A 20,257-nucleotide genomic window follows, 5' to 3' on the forward strand; every position below is an offset into this window, starting at 1 on the left:
TAGTAAGATAGAGAGGGGAAATGAAAATGTTTAAGAAGATTAATTTATTATTTGTTGGGGTATTATTAGTATTTCTTATGAGTGCTTGCAGTACCGTTACTAATAACACAAAGAATGACAATGAAAAGCTTCAAGTCGTAACTACCTACTCCATTTTACAGGATATGGTCAAAAACGTAGGTGGGGATAAAGTAGACGTTCACAGCATGGTGAAGATCGGAGCCAATCCACACGAGTATGACCCACTCCCTGAAGACGTCAAGAAAACAGCTGACGCTGACACAGTTTTTTATAACGGACTAAACTTAGAGGCAGGCAACTCGTGGTTTGAAAAACTGCTCACTAGTACTGGAAAAGATGGAGAAGATGCACCAGTCTTTCGACTGAGTGAAGGCGTAGAACCTAAGTACTTAACGACCAAAGGAAAAGAGGGGGAAGAAGATCCCCACGCATGGCTCGATATCTCAAATGGGATAACCTATGTCGAAAATATTAGAGACGGCCTTATCAAAGTTGATCCCGATAACAAAGAAACGTATGAAAAAAATGCAGAGCAATACATCAATGAGCTTGAAAAACTTCATAACGACGCCAAGACCAGTTTTAACGAAATTCCGCAAGAGAAGCGCTTTCTAATCACTAGTGAAGGTGCCTTCAAATATTTCAGCGCTGCATATAACATCGAAGCCGGATACATCTGGGAGATCAACGCAGAAAATCAAGGAACGCCAGACCAAGTTCGTCAAGTTATTGATTTGATAGAGGAAAAAGACATTAACGTTCTTTTCTTAGAAACTAGTATCGATTCACGAAGTATGGAAACGGTCTCTCGTGAGACTGGTGTGCCAATCGGTGGAAAAGTATTTACAGACTCCCTAGGCAAATCAGGGGAAGACGGAGAGACTTATAGAGAAATGATGAAGTGGAATATTGATATCATTAAAAAACAACTGAGTAAATACTAACTTTAAGGCAAAACACACGGAGTACCACTGTACTCCGTGTGTTTTTTGTATCCCTAACCACTGATAAGTATAAATACTATCCAGTTAAAAAAGGTCTTTATCTTCCTAGTTTCTAGAAATCTTTCTAATATTAATCCACAACTTAGAAGGCTGTTGGTTAAGGTGTGATACTTCACAATGAAGTGATGTTGATCCCTATTAAATCAACCTTCTATGGTATTAAATACATTCTCTTTAAATAAAAATGGGGCAACAATAATAAAATCCTGCCCCATTTTTTTCCCCAAATGGGATTCTAATAATTATGTCGTGTTTCTTCATTAAACACGTGTTGATTACCTATAAAAGAATCCACTCACAAAATGAGTGGATTCTTTCGGTATTATTTGAAGTTGAAGAACTAGTGTATTTTACCATTAGAAAATAAATTTTAAACTTTTTTCAAAAAATGTGACACCAAATGAGGAATAAAAAGCGATTATATAGTAAAGGAGTGATTTTAATGAAGGAAATTAAACAACGTATCAATCAATGGGAAGCACAATTCAGACCCGGAGGTGATGAAAATCTTCGATTTCATGAGTAAGAACCTTATCAACCAGAAAAAGCATATAAATGAACTAGAGGATATGGTGGAAAATTCTCAGCAAGCTTATGAAGAGCTGAGGAGAGAATTAAGCATGGAAGGTTATAACCTAAGGCATTAAAAAGGTAAGTTAATAGGGTAATAGCTCAATCACCTTAACTATTTTTACCAATATGAGTTATATATCTTTGCTTGTGTTTCACATAAAAAACGAGATTACATTTAATAAATTAATTATGCAATAAAGGGATCAGTCTTTCTCTAACGCTTGATAACTGTTTGAGTATTCAGACTTCGTTCCGTTCTTATTCCAATCTTATCTTACCCTTTTACCTTCCTTCTTCCTTACCAGATTCTAAAACACCCCTTTGATGAAAAAACAACTAAATAGAAAGCTATATCTCCCCCTTACAATCCTTCTTTTTTTTGATAGGATCGGCATCAATACAACTACATCGGGATCCTTTATTTTTCCGAAGAACGAATATACCATTGTAAATTTTCGGAATTTTTGTATAATAATAATTGTCTTTTCCCCATATCTAAATTTATCTAAAAATAACATTCTTTGTTGAAAAAGGGAGATGAGATTTGATGACGAAATATACTTTAGAAGAAATTTCTGCTTCTTTAGGAAGAAACTCTAACATTGTAGAAAGTTGGTTCGAGGAACTTGAAACAAAGTTAGGTCACTTTATTGAAACGGAAGATGGAAAAAAGGTTTATGATGATTATGATTTAAAAATAATTTTGTATGTTTCTGAGAAAAGGGACGAAAGATGGTCATTTGAAGATATTTTTAGTAAATTAGGAGAAATTTTTTCGCTTCAATCAATTCCCCCCTCAACTAAAGATGATACGGCCCCACCCGAAGAAAAAACATTGAATGAATGGGGTCGCGATCCCGAGACTCTTTTTTACGAAATTGCTCAAGATAACGACGTCATTCAAATATTTAAATATCATTCACTCCGAGTGATGTTCCTTTCTAGTATGTTGGCTAAAAGAGTGGACTGCTATGACGAGGATGTACGTGTTGCTTCTATGCTACATGACATAGGTAAAATGGGGATTTCAAAAAACATATTATTTAAATCCGAGAAACTGACTGAATTGGAATTTACTATCATCCAAAGCCACTCTCACGTTGGTAATGTCATAGTTCGGAAGCATCTTGGTATGACAAGAGCCGCTAAGTTTATTCGAGATCATCATGAACGATGGGATGGGACAGGTTACCCACGACGTTTGTTAGGAGATGAAATCACGTTACAAGGTCGTATTATTTCTATTTGTGATGCTTTTGACACTATGACAATTGATCAACGCAATTATATGAAGACGGTCTTAAGCAACGATGAAGCATTTAGCGAATTGCGTAAATGTTCTTGGACTCAGTTTGACGGAAACTTAGTAAATTTATTTATAGATATGATGGGAGAAGTCACCATTCCAGAATACTTGATTGAAGAACCATAAAGAACTCAAATAAATCATATTATCCCCAAAGTATTAGCTCTTAAAATTACTATCCCTTGGATATCATCAAATTAAATGATGATATCTTTTTTATTCTCGCTAACCTTTGTCGCACTAACTTTGTTTAATATAAGTAGTTCAGATTTTTCCTCTAAATAATAAGGTCCATTTAAGAAAAAAGGGGAATTGCCAGTATAGTCATCATATACTATCACATGGTTAATATATTCTCTCTTAAGATTGTTTACTAACTTCCTCGTTAATTGCTCCTCTATCTCAATGACTACCGTTCCATCCAGACGACTTGAATACTGGCCGCAAGTGTAAATTGGAATCTTATTTATAATTAACGATTGAAAACGCAAAAAATCCACCCTCTCACCACATTAATTTCCTTCGGAGGAATATTATAGCAATTGGGTAAATTAGTATCAATGGATATTTATACTCCGTTCCCTGGGGAGACATAGGTAGATGTTGAGGAAACATGATGGGCAAGGTCACAAAGTGATACAAAAAAGGATCTAGCCTGATTTTGCAGACCCAACCCTCTTAAGTCACCTCATCTTCATGAACTGTATACACAACTAAACGTTCATCATGTGTCCCGGTATTTTGATTAAATTCGCCAGTACATGTAATGAGGTTAAGCTGTTTTCGATAGAAATAACCGAAGATTTTTTCAACAGGTGCACTTTTCCTGTCATAGCTTTCTTGTTTTTGGACGATGAACGTTTCTTCTCTCCCGCTTTCGCCCGTAACAATGATTTCATCCCCCTGGTTTGTATCCCTGTTCATACCAAGCCACATCATCGATATTTTCCGGTTCACCCATTTGACCGTTGGCAAGCTTCCCTACATTCTCAATGTTAGCCTCCACACCAATCGAAGGTATACTGACTTTAACAGGAGAAACAGCCGTAATTTCACCTTCTTCAGGATTTTTTTATGGTCAACGGGACCTATCCTTTATCGAATTTATTGGTACAATTCACGAATCTGGTTTAAGTCTTCTATAAATTGACTCGACTCTTCTTGACTCAACCGAACAAGCATCTGTTCATTCAAAGCAAGGATTTGACCATCTCCTTCATCTTTATGATTATTTAAATAGTCATAAATTGTATCCAATTGGTCTTTATTAAGGGTGGATTGAGTCGTAAAGTGCTTCACTTGATTTAAAACAAATTCGTCGTTGATACGATCAAACTCTCCTCGAATGATTTTTCCATTAACATCCATGCTACCAACTCCTTTATGGAGATAGTTTATTCCAATCGGCAAAATTATATAAACTCTTAGTCAGAAAAGACACATCCCTCCGGAAACGAATCCCAATGAACAACTTTTTCAAAAAAGACTTTGTTAAATTAAACTAACGCCCCTATTCTTGAAGACTTCATTTCAAGATAACTACCCGATTGTTGAAGATTCTCCTTTCAATCATGAAACTCATATCATATTGTGAGTTTCAGTGGTAAATGACCATTAATTTGAGAGCTATTTGTCGTAAGAAGCTGATCCCTAGACGAATTTGGTTGCTATATAAAAACCATACGAATTTTTCGTATGGTTTTAAAAGATTTTTTAAGAATTGGACGTTCAATATAGGGTTTCTCGAGAAAAGAGTAAGCAATCGACCCCGATCGTATTATTGCGGAAGATCATTTCTGCGGCCTTTTGTAACAGTCATATTTAAGTTTTTCTCCCAATAATTGAGATGATATGTTATTAAAGTCCACTTGTTAGAAAAGAAAAGGATCTTAAATTATAAAATTTACTTAACTTTTGTAACACCTAAAGCATAATGACTCCACAAAATATTCTCTACTAATTCAGCCTGTGTTTCCTCACAATCTATTATTAAAATAACTTCTGATTGTTTACCTTTTAATAGTCTGTTTTTCTTTTTGAGTACCTTTTCTGTGTAAATTCGAATAGCAAGACCAATAATGAATCCTGTAAATGCACCAATTAATCCCCAGTATATAGGGCCCCACGCTAACTTAAACCCTATACTGGTACTTATTACAGAAAATGCTGTTGCAAGAATCATTCCTATGTCAATGAGTGAAGTACCATCTGAACGATGAATGGTATCAAAGATCTGCCGCTCATCCTTTCGATTATCAAGGGGAACGGCGTAAATATTTTCTTTGTTAATACCCTTCTTCTTCAGGGTAGAAATTGCTAATTCTAGAAAGGAGTTATTTTCGAAAGTTGAAAATAGCTGCACTTCGTCACTCCTTCTTTTGTCCTTTATTTACTTTAAAAGTAGAAGCTTGAAAATTTTCTTTTAAAAATTTTCGCTGTTCTTTCTCGTAAAGCTTATTGTTCTCCACTGTATTCATATATGAATCAAAAATAGCGAAACCATAAAGTGATGGGAAAAATAACAGCCATTCAGGTTTTAACACCGTTGTGGCCTCCTGTATTTCTCCGAGAAACAGCAACGAAACAGATTCAAGGCTATGAGAAAAGTAAGAAAAGATAACAAACCAAGTAATAACGAAAAAGGCGGTCAATATTCTATGTATATAAAGTTGACCAAGTCCAGGAACAAATAAAGACCAAATAAAAGCCATCACTGGATTTCTCTTATCTAGATAGTTAATTTCAAGCCCACCTAAACTGAAAGAATTAAAGCGATGTTCTTCTCGTTCTGCTAAAAGGTAAACTTTATTCATATCTACTGTTGTTCGGTAACTATCCCAGATTCCAAATAGATAAACTGGTATATATGCTAAAAGCCACCTAGTATCTAATATATCTTTAGCCATATCTATTTCACCTTGAAATGAATAAACCATGGATAAATTAACATTCGCATTGAGATTAACAATCACTTCCCAGATAAATAAAACAAAACCACGAAGATATTTAGACAATAGTAAATGTCCAAATCCGGGAAATGCTGCACTCCACCAAGCTATGATATAGGGATTTCTTAAATGGAGTTGTGTAGTCCCCAAAGTAGTAACATGAGCTGTGTAGCGTCTAGCGGTATTATCATTCGTGTAGTTGTCCATCCATTGAAACCACCTTGCAAAAAAACTTGATTTTACAATTAGTTTTTCCTTTACTGGATTTCTTATACACTTCTCTCTTCAAACGGAAATGTATGAAGTCGAATATCATACATTTTTCACTTTTGAAAGACTACTTTGTAAATTGTTCTTTTTTAGAAAGAAAAAACATTTGAGGTTCTTTATAGTAACCTGATTATTATATTGGTTCTTGCTAAAACTACTAATATGGAGGTGTTTATAATGGCAAAGAACAAGACAGTGGCAGGGACTAGGATTCAACAAGTAAGAAAAGATAATCCGAAATCCATTATGGAGCCAGGCTATTCAGGGACAGATCCCAAAAAAGTAAAACAAGAAATTCAAAGGGATTTAAGCAAAGGTGTAGGGGCCATGACGTCTCGTGAGGCTGGATCAATGAGAGATTAAAGAGCCACTATTATTGTGGTTCTTTAAAACTCCCCTAACCGTCCAATCCCTCAATTTAAATTAGAAACGTTTCGAGACAACAATATTGGCCCTTTTCTTGAATAGGGTTTTTGTTATCGTTTATAAAAGTACACTCTTACAAACATCCTGAAAATATCTTAAATCTATGAAATCATACGTTCGTAAAACACTTAAAATTAATTACGAACGTTTGCCGTTTCTATATAAGTTTTTATACCAGCAGAGATATCAATATCGAGGGGTTCATCACGTTATTTTTCTCCTATATCTTTACTTTTTTAATAATTAATAAAACTTTTGTTGCATTAATTATTGACCTTTTTTTTGCGTAAACGCTCAACCAAAGGAAACAAAATTTGTTCCTCCAGTTCTTCAAAAGAGTTTAAATCTTCTTAGCTTGCAGCAGGAAAGGTTTGGGTGACCTACCTGCTGGCTGCCCAGTTAGGAATGTCGTCAACCTCAAAAGTTATACGGACATGGCCATTGGAGGTTTCTAAAACGAGTTCTCCATCTGATTTACTGTTATCAATGACGACCAGATTATCAACGAGGGATACATTTCGAAGGAGATTCTCTTTAGAAGTCGTATCCCTTTTCAGGATGTCGCTTGTCGGAATATGGTCCCGCCATTTTTCACACACAATGCCTCACGCTCAATGTTTTGTTCTACATGGCCTAATCCTACAAATATGCTCTTCAAAAACCACAGTTTCTCTGCGATTATTCTGCATGTCCAGTGTTTGAATATATTCTCTTAAAGAACCATTTATAATATGAACGTGCCAAAAAGAATGCTACAAATAAAGTTATCCAAGTCCAGTACCAAGACCAATGGACATACTCAATTACATTAGTATTCACTTCAAGTATCACCTCAATAACTGTAATGATTGAAGTATATAGAGCATAGTAACCAAATTTAGCTATTTTATTTTTTTCTCTGGATAATGAACATTAAAGATGGCACAGATTGCAGGATACGCAAAATATTCAAAAGTAAAACTTGCCTTGGTTGCATAATCAAACAAATTGACAGGATATTTAATCAGCCTCATATCAACAACAATAATACCAAACAACCATGTTATACACTGCTTAATATGAAAGGCTACTAAGGCATGAAGAATCTTATCTTTTGGAATGAGTATTAAAAGGGCAGAGAAAGCTACTATCCACACCATTATCAAAATAATTTGTTCTATGGACATTACAAGACTTCCTCCTCCAAAATTACTGGCTGAATTAGTATGCCCATTATTTACCTTTAGTATAAAAAAGAAGGGTATATCTTTTCCTTGCTTATCTTTAAAACGTTCATTTTTGATAACAAGCATTCGAAGGAGATAATTTATTCCTCAATCCCTAACATTCCAGTTTCAAAAGTCGTATCAAAAACAAGGTATTAATATGTACACTAAAAAACCTTTTTGATAACATATAAGTAACGAGTTTCAAAAGGAGTTACAAAATATGTTATTTGGATATGCTCGGGTAAGTACAAAAGATCAAAATTTACATATGCAATTTGACGCGTTAAAGCAATATGGGGTAGAAGAGAAAAATATTTACTCAGAAAAAATCACGGGGACTAAAAAGGATCGTCCGGCATTCATGGAAATGATGAAGTATCTACGTGAGGGAGATACGGTGATTGTTTATAAACTCGATCGAATTGGTCGTAGCACAAAACATTTGGTAGATCTAATCAATGACTTTCAAGATAAAGACATTAACTTTGTTTCTATTAATGAGAATATTGATACCACAACAGCAATGGGAAAATTGGTATTCACGATATTTAGTGGATTAGCGCAGTTTGAGCGTGACATTATATCTGAACGAACGAAATCCGGATTAGATGCTGCCAGAGCTCGGGGACGAAATGGTGGTCGACCAAAAAAAGACCAATCCAAGTTGAATATGGCCTTTCGCATGTATGATAGTAAGGAATATAGTATTAAAGAGATATTGGATGCTGCTGAAATAAGCAGAGCTACCTTTTATAGATACTTGGCTAACCGTAATTAAAAACAATTTATAAATTTATAATACGCCATCCGCATTCTTCCAATTGCTTTTGGTGACCCTTAATAGATTCTTCGTGAACTGCGACACATAATAGATGGGAGGGCCTCGTCATGCCTACGTAAGCCATTTTAAGGTTTTGTATTGTGCGCTTCTTTTGTGTTAACTGGTGATTTCCTTTTAAATATTCAATAATTCGACTTACGTCATATCCATGGTAAAATGTTTCAAGGTACAATGTTGCTGTATGAGTTTCACCTTTAACTCCATGTATAGTGTCAAGTTCTATTTTTACTTCTCCACCTTTGTTTCTATAGTTATAAATATTGCTTGAAACGCTGTAACCAGAAACTTCTCCTGCTAATTTAAAAAACTCTTCTAAGGCCGATGTATTATTCCACGTAAAAACGCTTTTAAACTCGTTCTCTATAAACCCTTTAACACTTTCATAAATATCATTACCACGTTGAATCTCTAGTACCCAACTTGCCAAGTTTAACATTAATTTATCGTAACAAGAATTATGGTTTTCATTTAAAAAAGTATAAAGAGACCTTTCTGTATAAAATCGATTATTTATATCTGTTTCCTTCATTATTCTCAATGCTTTTAGCAGAGCTTTAAGAATTGATTTACGGTAAATTTTCGCACCTTTAGATTTAATTAAATCATAATGCTGTGGTTCTAAATAAGATTTTAAATGGTTATAATCATTTTTCACTTTATACTCTTTGTTAAAATTACTCCAATAATCAATTAAGGTATGGCCTTTAGAATTTTCATTAGCAACCCAACCAATTGCTTTAAAATTATTATTTGGTTCCACATGTAACTTATTCTGTATCACCAATTCACCGAATAAAGGTAATACTTTATTTATGTGTGTTTCATTAAATACAATCAGAACAGGGTCTATGTTTGGTATGTTTGAATTTCCTTCTAATTGTTGTGGTCTTATACAAATAGGTCTTACTATGTTGGCAATAGCTTTTGAAAAACGTTTACTATTTGAAATTGATAAACAATTATCGTCTACTTCCCACACGCCTTCTGCATCTTTATTATCATAAATAGATTGATTTGTGTCGCCAATTCTTTGAATTACAACTGAATCATCAAAAAGACGGTTCAATACTTCATTTTGATGTTTCATTGTATCTTGCATTTCATCAATAAAAACATAAGCAAATCGTTTAGAATAGATTTTCTTAAGATTTGGATATTCTTTTAAATACCAGTTTGCTAAAGCATATGCGTCATCATAACACAAAACACCACTTTCTAAGGTACTATACTTTAATTTTTTTAAGGCTTTATAGGTATCAGTTGAGCGACTTTTTAAAATTTGATTACCATAAATACCCTTTACTAAATGAAAATTATCTAAATTGTAACGCATGGTGAATATTAGGTCTGAATCTTTTTGTTCAACACCATATCTCAATCTACGCGGAACAATCCTACCGTATTTCTTCTTTATTGTCTCATAATAAATTTCATCATCTATCCTTAGTGGTCTTTTACCAAATAACTTTATATATGCCGGAATAGCTAAATACTTGTTCACAAACGACTGGATAGTACCACAATGGTTGGGGTAGTTAAAGAGTTTTGAACCTTCAATGCCGAGCCTCTCTTTAACTTCATTAATTCCAACGTTAGTATGTGTTAGCACACAAATTCCGTTGTTCTGATTTAATGGTAACTTTCGACTAATAACCGATAATTTTGCAAGTAAAGTTGTGGTTTTACCACTCCCCGGGCAGGCCTGTATATCATTAGTTTCCATACTTTGAATAACTTTTCTTCTCTCTTGGTTAAACTCTTCCCCTTCTGGCAACACTTTTTTTTCCGCGTAACGGATATCATCTAATATAATATCAATCATACAGTAGCCACCTGATCAGTAGTGTATTGAATAGCCTGTACCAGATAATTTAATTTTTCATCCTGAAGAACCTTTGGCTTAAAATGGCTCTTTCTCTTATTTAGTATGTTTCCCAAGCATTGTGCTGTGATGGCTTTTGATATTTTTTTATCTAACATTAAAGTTTTGTAAATATAAAAGGCTCTTGCAAGGTTGGGAACATCCAGCTCTTCCCACTCTTTATATTGAGCATCAATCTTTTTATCAACTTCCTCTCTTTTCTTCTCTGTCAACCCAATCTTATCGCTATTCTGAATCTTTTCAGCATGTAAAACAGCAGTAAACAATTCTCGTTGTAAGTCGCTTAAAGCAATATCAAATTCTAGCGTCCAATCTGGTGATATAAATACTTTTACATTCTGCCCTTCTAACCTTGATTTTCTATGCTCTCTCAGTTCTTCAATAGGTTGGTCCTTCTCAATATCGGATTTCGTTTTTACTTTCTCATCTTCTTTTTTATATAAATCGGGTTTAATATCATTATCTGTTATACAAGCAACCTTTATATCAAGAATACCTTTATCTATGTATCTCCTTTTAAAGATTCGTGAATATCTCAAAAAAGCCGTGTTACCAACATTAACCATTGAAACACCATGCTGGGACAAGGGTCTATCAATAATCTCAGCTAAAACTGGGATTAATAAATTTTCCGCATCTCCTTCCACTAGAATAACCCCCTGTGCGAAAAACAGATTTGCTTTAGTAGAATCTAAGAACCTTTCAAGAAACAAATAATCTCCAGACTCCAATTCAGTATGTTCAGGCCCCATGGGAAACGCGTTATTAGTATTACATAATATTAAGTTTTTCAAATTGATTTTCGATGCCAAAATTGGACTATGCGTAGTTAAGATTAATTGTATTCCTGATTTTGATGCTTCTTCTTGAAGAAAATCAATTAATCTAAGTTGCGCTTGCGTATGTAAATGTGCTTCAATTTCCTCTATTAGAGCAAGTCTTACACCAGTATATTCTTCTCTTTTTAACAATAAAAGTTCTGTTGCAATAAACAATAAATTATGAGAACCCAATCCAGTTTTTTCACTCCGCAGACTTAAACTTAATTTTTCAAGTATGTTTTTAAGATTTAATTGGGCTATTTTAAAATCTGAATTTAATTCATTATTCATTACTGAAAATTTTTCCAAATAAAAATTTACTTCCTCTAAAAGTTTTTTACCATTAGGATCATCCAATTCCTCTCCATTTCCATCCTTTCCTTTAAAATAATTCTTTATTTTATTATTAGCTTCACTTATCACTTCGAAAAGATAATGGTCCTCATTTTTGTCTTTAAAAGCTTCATGGTTATCTAAAATTTGAGAAAGCCGAGAATTTCTTCTAGGTGCTAGTTCCCTCTCTGCATCACGCAGTGGTTTAAGATAAGTCGTTCTCAATAAATTCCTTACTTCTCCGTTCAGCTGCATCCCTTCTTCATCGGCCCCAGCTTTAATATCGTAATAGATATTTCCTTCTTTTCTTTTTGCCACCAGAAATACCCTTAAATAGTACTGAAAATCATCTTTGCCTTTTTCTATCCCTAACCATTCTAAAAAATTTTTTGCTTCATTGTCTTTAAAACCTCTAAATATACATTCTATTCTTATATTTGTTGATCTACCAGATTCACTTTCCCCTTCGGGTAAATGAAAATCGTCATGTTCTAATCGAATATATTCATAACTTTGAGTTAATATTGTATATCTAAGTGCATCTACAATGGCAGTTTTCCCGGAATCATTTTCCCCGACAAGTAAATTAAGACCTTTGTTTAACGATAGAGAAAGTCCTGGATATGTTTCCCCATCCTTTTCCACCTCTCCAAACTTTCTGAAATTCCATATTTTAATATCTGAAAGATACATTATTAAGTCACCTTCTTATTTATTAATCCCATAAATGTCTTGTATTTATTATAACTTATTAACTATTTCCAATAAATGTTTTTTTAATAAACTATTACTCTCATATACGGGCCGTATTATAAGGTTACCAGTTTATTCGGTTTAATAGGTTACTTTTAGGTATCCAAGTAGGACGTTGTGTCCCCCTAGGACCAAGGTCCGAATGTTATAGAGTCCACCCTCTACTATGTAAAGATACATGTTGTACGCTGATTGGGGCGAGGACACAGCAACAAAGCTACTGCTTGAAACATAGAACCCTTGATACCATTCTCATTTGTTATTACAGGGTGTACTTAGGCAAGACAGGCAAATTTAATAAAGACTTGTTACCGATTAGGAAAAGAGGGATTCTCTAACAATAAAATGTACCCCATAAAAAAACAGTTTATGGGGTACATGTCGAACACGTCTTTATAAATTTTACTTACTGATACTTTTGAATAATTTGTTACAAAAACCTCTTTTTCTATTCTTCTGGGTTTGGATCATTTTCATCTACTCCATCATTGTCTGGATCTTCAATCGGCTCTTCTATGTCTTCTTCAACATCTTCCTCTTGCTCTTCTGCAGGAGGATCCTGATCCTCATTTTCATCAATGTTACATCCAACTAACATAGCAGAAAAAATCATACCCGCTAGCATAAGAAACCTATTAAATAAATCAGTATTTCCATTTTTGTAAACTCGTAAAGAAAAAACTGTCTAGTTTAGTGTTGACATTCGACTTTTTACTAATGTTTTTTGCGTCAGCCATATTCATTATAGACTGTCTGGAGTTTTGTTTAAAGCATTCCCAATAAAAACTGGAACTAAGGATAATATCTAACCAAGAAAACCATGTTACCTTTGGATATCCTCCACATACTTAGCAAATACTCCTGATTGCCAACATACTTAGCTGAATCGATCTTATAGGTACACTTAATTGCATAAAAAATTTTATAACTCCATTTAAAATGACAATACTAAAAAAATGAAGTTGTTTAATATGAATAATGATTATCATCTTCAAAAAGAAAATCAGATACACGTATGTCTATCTTTTGAGTCCATGATTTTCCCCCGGGCTATGGTGACATTCCATAGCCCCCTACTCGCTTATTCATCCCTTCAAGAATAGCCCCAAATGTCGTGACCCCTTTTTGGACTATTCTGTAACAGTTTCAACTTCCCAATTTTCATTCACATAAAGCCCAAGAACCTTTACAGATAATCCCCAGGAATTGATAATTTCAACGGATTTTTTTATTTGTGTCCATTTTTCCTCTTTTGAAACAGGATTTCCTGCACAGCCATGGTGCCCTACAATCGTTATTATTTCTGATCCGTGAGCCTCATATGAAACTCGAACTCTGGACTTAACCGATTGAATCTCCTGCTCCGTTCCCTCCAATAATAATTTGTTTGGCCCCGCTTCAGTAATCATGTCTATGTACGGTACTGAAAACTTTTCTTTCATCCATTCGATCACGGGCAATTGGACTCTTCCGTCCATACAGTTAATCGCTGTAGCAAAATCTGACATAACTCTTCCTCCTATAGCTTTAGTTAGACTTTCTAAAAGCTTACTTTAAGTATATCATTTACCGCTTAAGAGAAGTCAAATTGTAAATTGACGAAAGTTATTTGTATCGATTCCAAGTATTCACGTAAAGGGCGTAATTATAGAAAAAACAAAACAGAGAGCTTTAGATTAGCATTATACAAAATAACTGTTTAAAGAATTGGAGAGTATGATTAATGAATCTTACTACTTCTTTTGGCAAGCAAAAAAATGAACCGGCTTATTTTAAGCTGGTCCATTTTAAGTATAAGAAATCGGGATAAAGATCATAGGAGTTGGTACTCCAACAGATACCGAAGTTTTACTGTTTACACCTTTAAATAAACATTCACCTTTAATTTTTTGTTTATGTAAGCGTCTGTATTGGAGCGAACCATGTTCCAGTGGGCTATCTCTCAACTAATTGCAAATATGAGCACCTGAATGTAACGGCGTTAAACCAGGACAGTTGCATATTATTCTGCGTCACCTAAAAATTCTAAGAATGTTCTAAAGCTTCTAATTCGCCTTTTAGAATTTCCATTCCTTTCGGACTTAGCACCAGACCCCCTTCGAATTCATAATTGTTATCGCTAACCTCGCCTGTAATAGCACATTCTCCATTTGCTGTATATTTCTTCAAAATAATTTTGTCATCTTCCATAAAAATCTCCAGTTGGCCTTTCGATTGTACGTCAAGGGTACGTCGGAGCTCCATTGGAATCACCAAACGACCTAATTCATCTGTCTTCCTTACTACACCTGTACTTTTCATGTATAAACACTCCTTATATTTTTGAGCTCAAACAACTACCGCCGTTCGCTATCGCTACCGTTGCTACAGGCTTGCGGTAGGAAACCCATCAAAAACCGATGCCTTTCCTATCCTCAACCTCGATGTTCCCCATCATAATTGACTAAAGGCTATCGCGTCCACTTTCCATTGTTCATTATCCTTCATCATTTCCACTTTTACAAAAGATCGCACGTCACTGGGAACCCCATCATAACGAAGCGTATTGGTAAAGGTAAGGAAGAGCGTTTGAGACGTATTCGTGAAGTCCCACTTTTATCGTCTTAATGATCTCTTCGTTTTTGGACTTTTTAGATGTTCAATTTGGTTTGTGGAATTACCGCTATGATCTATTTCCCTGGGTTCCAGCATTCGCCCCATGGGATTGGCACTCTGATTCCCGTTACAATTATCTAACTTTTCACCTTTATTAAAAAGGATAATATTTGCATTTTCTCTTCATATGTCGGTGGTAACATTTTTGAGTACTTTAACTTTTACAACAAAATACATTGGGAACTTCTTTTTCATTTCCAATTTACTTTCTAATTTTCAGGATCGGATATTGGGCAAGTATTAGAACTAATTATGCCCCTATTAAAGATTAGGATTTTGATCAAGCATTCCATTTTAAAGTGTTTTTTTATAAAAAGATAATTAGACTAGCCATCCTACATATAATCAATTAAAGGAGTGATTTAACTGAAAAGATATTTCATTGTTATTGAAACTTTAACTGGTCAAGGGATAGGGAAAACAAAGGATGAAACAGTTGCTTTATCTTACCTACATCACACTGATGAGAAAGGTGATCTTCTATTTGATTATCAAAGCTTCACAGATGAATGTTGGGGTACGTTACCTCACCCAATACTTAACCCTTTCAAAGCATCTTTATAGGTGCTTTTTTTTCCGTCCTTTGTCACAATATGGTTCAAAACACACTAGAGCTTAAAGGTATGTTCCACTTTCCCGTGACAAGGCTTTCCTCCTTGCCAGTTGATCATCAGATCTCCATACCCTTTTTCAAGAGCAGGAGCCTTAACCATTTCGCCATCTTTCACTACATAAACAGCATTTTATATAAATCAACTTCAGCAATCATGTCTAAATTCTTTGCTGGATTTCCCATTTCAGCAAGCCCCCTGTTATAATAGAGTTAGGGACTAAAAATCGGGGTGCTTGCTTCGGCTTTTTTATGTTTAAAGCTCTTTTAAATAGCACACAATGATTAACAGGGCTAGCTGTTTAACCCATTTTGATTCCCTGTAGGCTAGTTCCATCCTTTAACATCTCATACCGGAGCTTTTTAGGCTTCGGTATGAGATGTTTATATATTTTTAAGTAGTACATAACTGTGAATGGGGGATTTACACATATAATTGTTCATCTGTATGCCGGAGCATTATCGCTTCGGCCTTTTAATTTCTCTTGATCTCTAATCTCAAAGAACTTCTTCCTTGCTTCAAACCTGCCTTTGGATATCCTTCACATACTTAGCTGAATCGGTCTTATGCGTATAAATTAAAGGGCGAAACAATATTTACTCCTATTGCATGGGAAGAGGTTACTGCATAGTACGACATGAAAGTAAAGGAGGCACCACATGGAACAGTTAGCCATGTTTGATGACGAACTCTCCAATTGAGTCTTTGGTATTTCAGTAAGGAAGTAGTCTTCTTATAACTAACTATTTATGGTTGTACAGGTTCATAGAAAGACGAGGGATAATGCAGGGAATTTCCTACATTATGCCGCCCATGGTTTCTCTTAAGTAAATAAAGTATATTAATACCCTAAATAATTGGAGGAAAAAGCTTTTGGGTAATCAAATAAGATACATTAACCAATGTATCTTATACACTTATGAGGAGTAGTATGTCAAAAAGTATGTCACTCAATCACGAGCTAGCATCAGCATGATTTTATAATGTCTAGTCTTTCAAATAATTTTTCAAAACCGTTTATTATATTTCTCTCAGGAGTAATTTCCCCACTTAAGACACTATTATGAAACTCTTTTGTAACCAGGGTTTTACTCACATTTTCACTAGCAAGAACACCAACTTACATTCTTTTGAATTACACCATTAATAATTGTAACCCACGGATAATAAATGATATAATAAGATAGAGTTTAAGTGCCGAGTGATTAAAAATGACTTGGGCTTAATAGGGAATCTGGTTGAAATCCAGAACTGCTTACCGCAACTGTAATCACTAGATATGGCTCTTCTATTTCATCGCCTGGAATTGTGCAATAATATTACAATTCCATGTAATGACTGAACCAAGCCCATATCGTTAATTGTGAGAGTCAGGAGACCTGCTTAACTTGAATTTCAAAGTTAGCGAGGTGAGGTAGCAGTATGGGTTTTGTACATTCTTTTTTAGATATAACTTTTCTCAAATTCGTTATATCCGGAATAACAGTGCATTTTCTTTTGAATTACAAAATTAAAATTGAAAAAAAAGACTAACTTTTAATCTAACCGTATCTAAAAAACACTTTGGGTTTTGAAACTCAGAGTGTTTTTATTGTTAACTTTCTAATTTTGATATTTAAGCTCTCTCAGACGTTCTTAATAATACATCTCCAATGTTTATAGCTAAACACAGTCACGCCCCAACCCTGTGCCTTTAGGATGTGTAGGATGTAAAAAAAGAAGCAACCCAAGTACGATAGCTTCTTCATTATCTTAAGCTTTTATAAATTAACTTCCCTAACCAGACGAGTTCGAACATTAACCCTTTTACCTAAGTCTCAGGGTTCAAAGCAATCCACTCGATTGAGTAGATGGCTGGGTATCTCTAGTGGATATAAATAACTCTCTTTGATAAATTCCTACAGTAATACATTTTCACCATTTTCTAGAAATGTTCTGACTGATTTCTGCCATGAATATATTAACAATTTATTACTCTCTAGTCTTTTGTGGTTTCGATTGTTTAATCATTTTATCATCAGGAATAAATTGCTTTTTAATTCTTTTTATATAATATATAATCCCATAACCAAGTGCAACTGTATGGATTCCTAGTGTTCCATCACCAAAATACTCAGCAGCCCATGGAAATCTTGTTCGGAACTGTTCTAAGGAACCAGGGTCATAAATTTGAATTAGAGAACTTACTATGACTTGAATTACAGAAAATATTACAAATCCAAGTAATATATATAAAAACATGTGAGACCTTTGGAAGAAACTGTTATAAGTATTTCCTTCCAGCTGTTGCTCTTTAATTTCGGGTGGTTTAGGTAATTTGCATGCAGCATAATCCAATAAAAATAAGAGCGTTAATCCAATTACTGACCAAAGCATTCCAAAATTGAATATCACACTAAAAGAAGTGTAAAAAAGCGATCCAATAGTTAAGAACTTATAATCCCCTAAAAAGTCATTCTGAAATTCGTTTGTTGTAGCTGCCAATGTTTTGCGCGCTTCTAAAGGGATGATGGCCATAAGAGTAGCACCTACTTTACTGAATAGTTTACTACTATCTTTATTCCCCTCTAATGGCACTTTATGCACATCTCTGTATATTTCCTGGTCACCATTATCTTTTTCGAAAACCATTTTATGAATCACAAGCTTATTCCCTTTAATCTCGAGATCAAAGTCCACTCTTCTTAACCCTCGATCTGCAAGGCGGTGTTTATAATGTAAATTAAAGTCTTCAGTAATGATTTGAGACATTCTTTTTCTTTCTGCTTCTGTTCTCTGTTCTGGAGGAACTAAAGGAGTATATGATTTAGTTAATGTGCTTATATTAACTGAATAAGTAAAACTCATATCTACCCCTCCTTTACTAAGACATCCTGTCTTGTAATAGTCTTATTTTTATGTTCTACAAAGATACTAACGATTCCTTCTTCAGTTGGTATAAATCCTTGAATATGTATAGTATTCATTGCGAAAACACTGGAACCGTCCGTTGGTTCTATATCAAGTGTGAACCCTTCTATAGCCTCTGTGTCATCTTCAGAACCGGTAACTGTTAATTTAACTGACCTGTCCTCTTCTTCTTGCAAAGAGTACTCTAAACCTAAAACAATATAAAAGTCTATTTCTTCTTGAACATCCTCTACATTTAAAATCTCAAAGACACTGTGAAAAGTTACTGAACCATTTTTGTGTTGAGAAACGTCTTTACAAGTAATAATGTATTTCGGAAATAAAAAATCCATTGGTATGTAATCCTTTCAAACCTCATCTAATTTATTGATATTTACTACATTTTACCTCTGTTTCACATTTATATCAATTATAAATAATTTAACTTACTCCTCCCTTCACACCTATGAAATCCCAACAATACATATTCTGTTGCAGTTGTCTAAACGTTGAAAGCGTTGGTATTTCTAACGTCAAAGCACTTTATAAAATGAGCGCACTCCTATGAAAATTTTGTTCCACTTATAGGAAAATAAAAAAAATACTAGATTCTGTATTTATCCATACCCTTATCCAGTGAATCCTGATCGATGCAAATGTACCATAATGTAATCTCTTGGCTAGTATGATTGAATAACTCCTGGAACAAAGCAATATCCTTTGTCTGTTTGTAGAAGACCAATAGTACGTTTGACAGCTTATCGGATTCTAAGAGAGGCTGCTGAGTAGAAGGTAAAGGTTGTACTTGAAGCGAACAGGATTGTATTTAATAAAAAGTTTTCATTCATTAGCTAGTATCCAAGCTTTTAACTATGTACTTTATAAATAGTTGTTTATAACTAATTGTGGTGGTCTCCCACCAGATTACTTATAAATCATCTTTATAAATAAAATCCGAATACCTTTTTGGCAATTATTTCTTTTCTAAACAGTTTTCCTCTCAAGAGTTCAAAGAACTAATGAGAGGTTAGTTTTTCAAGTTAATTTTTTTAAAAAAAGTCAAAAATCATTTTTTAAGTGTTTAATTCATTGGTATTAAAGAACTTAGGCTTTAAACACACTATGACACTCATTCCCTGAATACTTTTATATACAGGTTCACCATTTTGTATAATCTTTATCTTTTTCAATCTATCTCTATTAAGTCGGCAAAATTTTGAAGTTATTGAGAAGAGTTAATTATCAGAAAACCCTCTGGCACTTTCTAACTCTTCACTTAAATTTTTGTGCGCACCTTTTACACGCTCTAAATAATCCTTTAACATAATATCAAGGTACCTAATTCCCTTTACAGCATCCTTAAAGTAGCCATCCTCTACAACGTTCCATAGAGAATTTCTTTTCACATTATCTTCATCGTCTAAATCTACATATTCTACTTGATTATTAGATACACTATAAATAATTAAAATATCTTCTCTTCCTGTATCCCTAAACCCAAGTATTGGTCCTCTTGAAGTTCTATAAGCTATAGTTGGATGAGTAAAAACGAACTTATGCTTATACCAATCCATTGCTGGTTTATAATGCTCAATTAACTCCTTTAAAAATTCACATTGTTCTTTTTGAAGATCCTTATTTTTTGAAACAAAATCGTCATGTTCCTTCTTTATTTTTTCTAATTCTTCTAATTGAATTGTAATACTCATCTTATAC

The 20,257-nt window shown here is 34.2% G+C and carries 20 protein-coding genes, 1 pseudogene and 1 riboswitch; of the genes and pseudogenes, 5 read left to right on the forward strand and 16 right to left on the reverse strand.

Features of this window, described 5'->3' with window-relative positions; translation table 11 throughout:
• Nucleotides 1-26: 26 nt before the first annotated feature.
• The 3 genes from ACFQIC_RS02775 (at nt 27) to ACFQIC_RS02785 (ending at nt 3,030) form a co-directional block, all read left to right on the forward strand.
• On the forward strand, nt 27-965 hold the full coding sequence (locus ACFQIC_RS02775) for a metal ABC transporter substrate-binding protein (RefSeq protein ID WP_390216931.1): 939 nt from the start codon (nt 27-29) through the stop codon (nt 963-965).
• Nucleotides 966-1,543: 578 nt separating this feature from the next.
• On the forward strand, nt 1,544-1,672 hold the full coding sequence (locus ACFQIC_RS02780) for a hypothetical protein (protein WP_390216932.1): 129 nt from the start codon (nt 1,544-1,546) through the stop codon (nt 1,670-1,672).
• Between the two features lie 473 nt (nt 1,673-2,145).
• Nucleotides 2,146-3,030 carry an HD-GYP domain-containing protein gene (locus tag ACFQIC_RS02785; protein WP_204707644.1) on the forward strand — a complete coding sequence of 295 codons (885 nt, stop codon included), beginning with the start codon at nt 2,146-2,148 and terminating at the stop codon, nt 3,028-3,030.
• Nucleotides 3,031-3,101: 71 nt separating this feature from the next.
• Here ACFQIC_RS02785 and ACFQIC_RS02790 read toward each other — a convergent pair whose 3' ends face one another.
• The 5 genes from ACFQIC_RS02790 to ACFQIC_RS02810 all read right to left on the reverse strand — a co-directional run bounded on the left by ACFQIC_RS02790 (nt 3,102) and on the right by ACFQIC_RS02810 (nt 6,059).
• Nucleotides 3,102-3,404 carry a hypothetical protein gene (locus ACFQIC_RS02790; protein WP_204707646.1) on the reverse strand — a complete coding sequence of 101 codons (303 nt, stop codon included), beginning with the start codon at nt 3,402-3,404 and terminating at the stop codon, nt 3,102-3,104.
• A 178-nt stretch (nt 3,405-3,582) separates the two neighbouring features.
• Nucleotides 3,583-3,879, reverse strand: coding sequence for a class F sortase (locus ACFQIC_RS02795; protein ID WP_390216933.1), 297 nt, complete (start codon nt 3,877-3,879; stop codon nt 3,583-3,585).
• Between the two features lie 129 nt (nt 3,880-4,008).
• Complete coding sequence (locus ACFQIC_RS02800) at nt 4,009-4,272, reverse strand: hypothetical protein (RefSeq protein WP_204707650.1); 264 nt, start codon at nt 4,270-4,272, stop codon at nt 4,009-4,011.
• Nucleotides 4,273-4,807: 535 nt separating this feature from the next.
• Entirely contained in the window at nt 4,808-5,266 is a 459-nt protein-coding gene (locus ACFQIC_RS02805; protein WP_204707652.1) for a hypothetical protein, read from the reverse strand.
• Between the two features lie 4 nt (nt 5,267-5,270).
• Complete coding sequence (locus ACFQIC_RS02810) at nt 5,271-6,059, reverse strand: hypothetical protein (RefSeq protein ID WP_204707654.1); 789 nt, start codon at nt 6,057-6,059, stop codon at nt 5,271-5,273.
• A gap of 240 nt (nt 6,060-6,299) precedes the next feature.
• Between ACFQIC_RS02810 and ACFQIC_RS02815 the strand changes: the two genes are divergently transcribed.
• Nucleotides 6,300-6,485, forward strand: coding sequence for a hypothetical protein (locus ACFQIC_RS02815; protein ID WP_204708034.1), 186 nt, complete (start codon nt 6,300-6,302; stop codon nt 6,483-6,485).
• Nucleotides 6,486-6,928: 443 nt separating this feature from the next.
• On the opposite strand, the gene ACFQIC_RS02820 is transcribed toward ACFQIC_RS02815, so the two are convergent.
• Both ACFQIC_RS02820 and ACFQIC_RS02825 read right to left on the reverse strand, forming a co-directional pair.
• Entirely contained in the window at nt 6,929-7,147 is a 219-nt protein-coding gene (locus ACFQIC_RS02820) for a hypothetical protein (RefSeq protein WP_204707656.1), read from the reverse strand.
• A gap of 79 nt (nt 7,148-7,226) precedes the next feature.
• Nucleotides 7,227-7,840, reverse strand: a pseudogene (locus ACFQIC_RS02825) (CBO0543 family protein).
• 136 nt (nt 7,841-7,976) lie between these two features.
• Between ACFQIC_RS02825 and ACFQIC_RS02830 the strand changes: the two are divergent.
• Nucleotides 7,977-8,534: a recombinase family protein gene (locus tag ACFQIC_RS02830; RefSeq protein ID WP_204707660.1), complete on the forward strand. Its 558-nt coding sequence runs from the start codon at nt 7,977-7,979 to the stop codon at nt 8,532-8,534.
• A 7-nt stretch (nt 8,535-8,541) separates the two neighbouring features.
• On the opposite strand, the gene ACFQIC_RS02835 is transcribed toward ACFQIC_RS02830, so the two are convergent.
• The 9 genes from ACFQIC_RS02835 to ACFQIC_RS02875 form a co-directional block, all read right to left on the reverse strand.
• The gene (locus ACFQIC_RS02835) at nt 8,542-10,419 is read right to left on the reverse strand and encodes a UvrD-helicase domain-containing protein (protein WP_204707662.1); all 1,878 of its coding nucleotides are present in this window, start codon (nt 10,417-10,419) and stop codon (nt 8,542-8,544) included.
• Nucleotides 10,416-12,326: an ATP-dependent nuclease gene (locus ACFQIC_RS02840; RefSeq protein ID WP_204707664.1), complete on the reverse strand. Its 1,911-nt coding sequence runs from the start codon at nt 12,324-12,326 to the stop codon at nt 10,416-10,418. The genes ACFQIC_RS02835 and ACFQIC_RS02840 overlap by 4 nt, the downstream gene beginning before the upstream one ends.
• A gap of 508 nt (nt 12,327-12,834) precedes the next feature.
• A complete protein-coding gene (locus ACFQIC_RS02845) occupies nt 12,835-12,984 on the reverse strand; it encodes a hypothetical protein (protein ID WP_390216934.1) in 150 nt (49 codons plus the stop codon).
• Nucleotides 12,985-13,516: 532 nt separating this feature from the next.
• Nucleotides 13,517-13,894, reverse strand: coding sequence for a carbonic anhydrase (locus tag ACFQIC_RS02850; protein WP_204707666.1), 378 nt, complete (start codon nt 13,892-13,894; stop codon nt 13,517-13,519).
• A gap of 517 nt (nt 13,895-14,411) precedes the next feature.
• Nucleotides 14,412-14,687, reverse strand: a complete 276-nt coding sequence (locus ACFQIC_RS02855) for an AbrB/MazE/SpoVT family DNA-binding domain-containing protein (RefSeq protein ID WP_204707668.1) — start codon at nt 14,685-14,687, stop codon at nt 14,412-14,414.
• Nucleotides 14,688-15,649: 962 nt separating this feature from the next.
• A complete protein-coding gene (locus ACFQIC_RS02860) occupies nt 15,650-15,754 on the reverse strand; it encodes a hypothetical protein (RefSeq protein ID WP_204707670.1) in 105 nt (34 codons plus the stop codon).
• 1,073 nt (nt 15,755-16,827) lie between these two features.
• A riboswitch (cobalamin riboswitch) is annotated at nt 16,828-17,053 on the forward strand.
• A gap of 570 nt (nt 17,054-17,623) precedes the next feature.
• The gene (locus ACFQIC_RS02865; protein WP_204707672.1) at nt 17,624-18,499 is read right to left on the reverse strand and encodes a hypothetical protein; all 876 of its coding nucleotides are present in this window, start codon (nt 18,497-18,499) and stop codon (nt 17,624-17,626) included.
• A gap of 2 nt (nt 18,500-18,501) precedes the next feature.
• On the reverse strand, nt 18,502-18,894 hold the full coding sequence (locus tag ACFQIC_RS02870; RefSeq protein ID WP_204707674.1) for a hypothetical protein: 393 nt from the start codon (nt 18,892-18,894) through the stop codon (nt 18,502-18,504).
• 882 nt (nt 18,895-19,776) lie between these two features.
• The gene (locus tag ACFQIC_RS02875; RefSeq protein WP_204707676.1) at nt 19,777-20,250 is read right to left on the reverse strand and encodes a hypothetical protein; all 474 of its coding nucleotides are present in this window, start codon (nt 20,248-20,250) and stop codon (nt 19,777-19,779) included.
• Nucleotides 20,251-20,257 lie beyond the last annotated feature (7 nt).

It is taken from the genome of Halobacillus seohaensis, from assembly GCF_042663045.1.
Lineage (GTDB): Bacteria > Bacillota > Bacilli > Bacillales > Halobacillaceae > Halobacillus_A > Halobacillus_A seohaensis.

Coding starts and splice junctions, on each gene's coding strand:
- ACFQIC_RS02775 (WP_390216931.1), top strand. CDS start 27: ATGTTTAAGAAGATTAATTTATTATTTGTTGGGGTATTATTAGTATTT.
- ACFQIC_RS02780 (WP_390216932.1), top strand. CDS start 1,544: ATGAGTAAGAACCTTATCAACCAGAAAAAGCATATAAATGAACTAGAG.
- ACFQIC_RS02785 (WP_204707644.1), top strand. CDS start 2,146: ATGACGAAATATACTTTAGAAGAAATTTCTGCTTCTTTAGGAAGAAAC.
- ACFQIC_RS02800 (WP_204707650.1), bottom strand. CDS start 4,272: ATGGATGTTAATGGAAAAATCATTCGAGGAGAGTTTGATCGTATCAAC.
- ACFQIC_RS02810 (WP_204707654.1), bottom strand. CDS start 6,059: ATGGACAACTACACGAATGATAATACCGCTAGACGCTACACAGCTCAT.
- ACFQIC_RS02815 (WP_204708034.1), top strand. CDS start 6,300: ATGGCAAAGAACAAGACAGTGGCAGGGACTAGGATTCAACAAGTAAGA.
- ACFQIC_RS02830 (WP_204707660.1), top strand. CDS start 7,977: ATGTTATTTGGATATGCTCGGGTAAGTACAAAAGATCAAAATTTACAT.
- ACFQIC_RS02835 (WP_204707662.1), bottom strand. CDS start 10,419: ATGATTGATATTATATTAGATGATATCCGTTACGCGGAAAAAAAAGTG.
- ACFQIC_RS02840 (WP_204707664.1), bottom strand. CDS start 12,326: ATGTATCTTTCAGATATTAAAATATGGAATTTCAGAAAGTTTGGAGAG.
- ACFQIC_RS02845 (WP_390216934.1), bottom strand. CDS start 12,984: ATGTTAGTTGGATGTAACATTGATGAAAATGAGGATCAGGATCCTCCT.
- ACFQIC_RS02850 (WP_204707666.1), bottom strand. CDS start 13,894: ATGTCAGATTTTGCTACAGCGATTAACTGTATGGACGGAAGAGTCCAA.
- ACFQIC_RS02855 (WP_204707668.1), bottom strand. CDS start 14,687: ATGAAAAGTACAGGTGTAGTAAGGAAGACAGATGAATTAGGTCGTTTG.
- ACFQIC_RS02860 (WP_204707670.1), bottom strand. CDS start 15,754: ATGGTTAAGGCTCCTGCTCTTGAAAAAGGGTATGGAGATCTGATGATC.
- ACFQIC_RS02865 (WP_204707672.1), bottom strand. CDS start 18,499: ATGAGTTTTACTTATTCAGTTAATATAAGCACATTAACTAAATCATAT.
- ACFQIC_RS02870 (WP_204707674.1), bottom strand. CDS start 18,894: ATGGATTTTTTATTTCCGAAATACATTATTACTTGTAAAGACGTTTCT.
- ACFQIC_RS02875 (WP_204707676.1), bottom strand. CDS start 20,250: ATGAGTATTACAATTCAATTAGAAGAATTAGAAAAAATAAAGAAGGAA.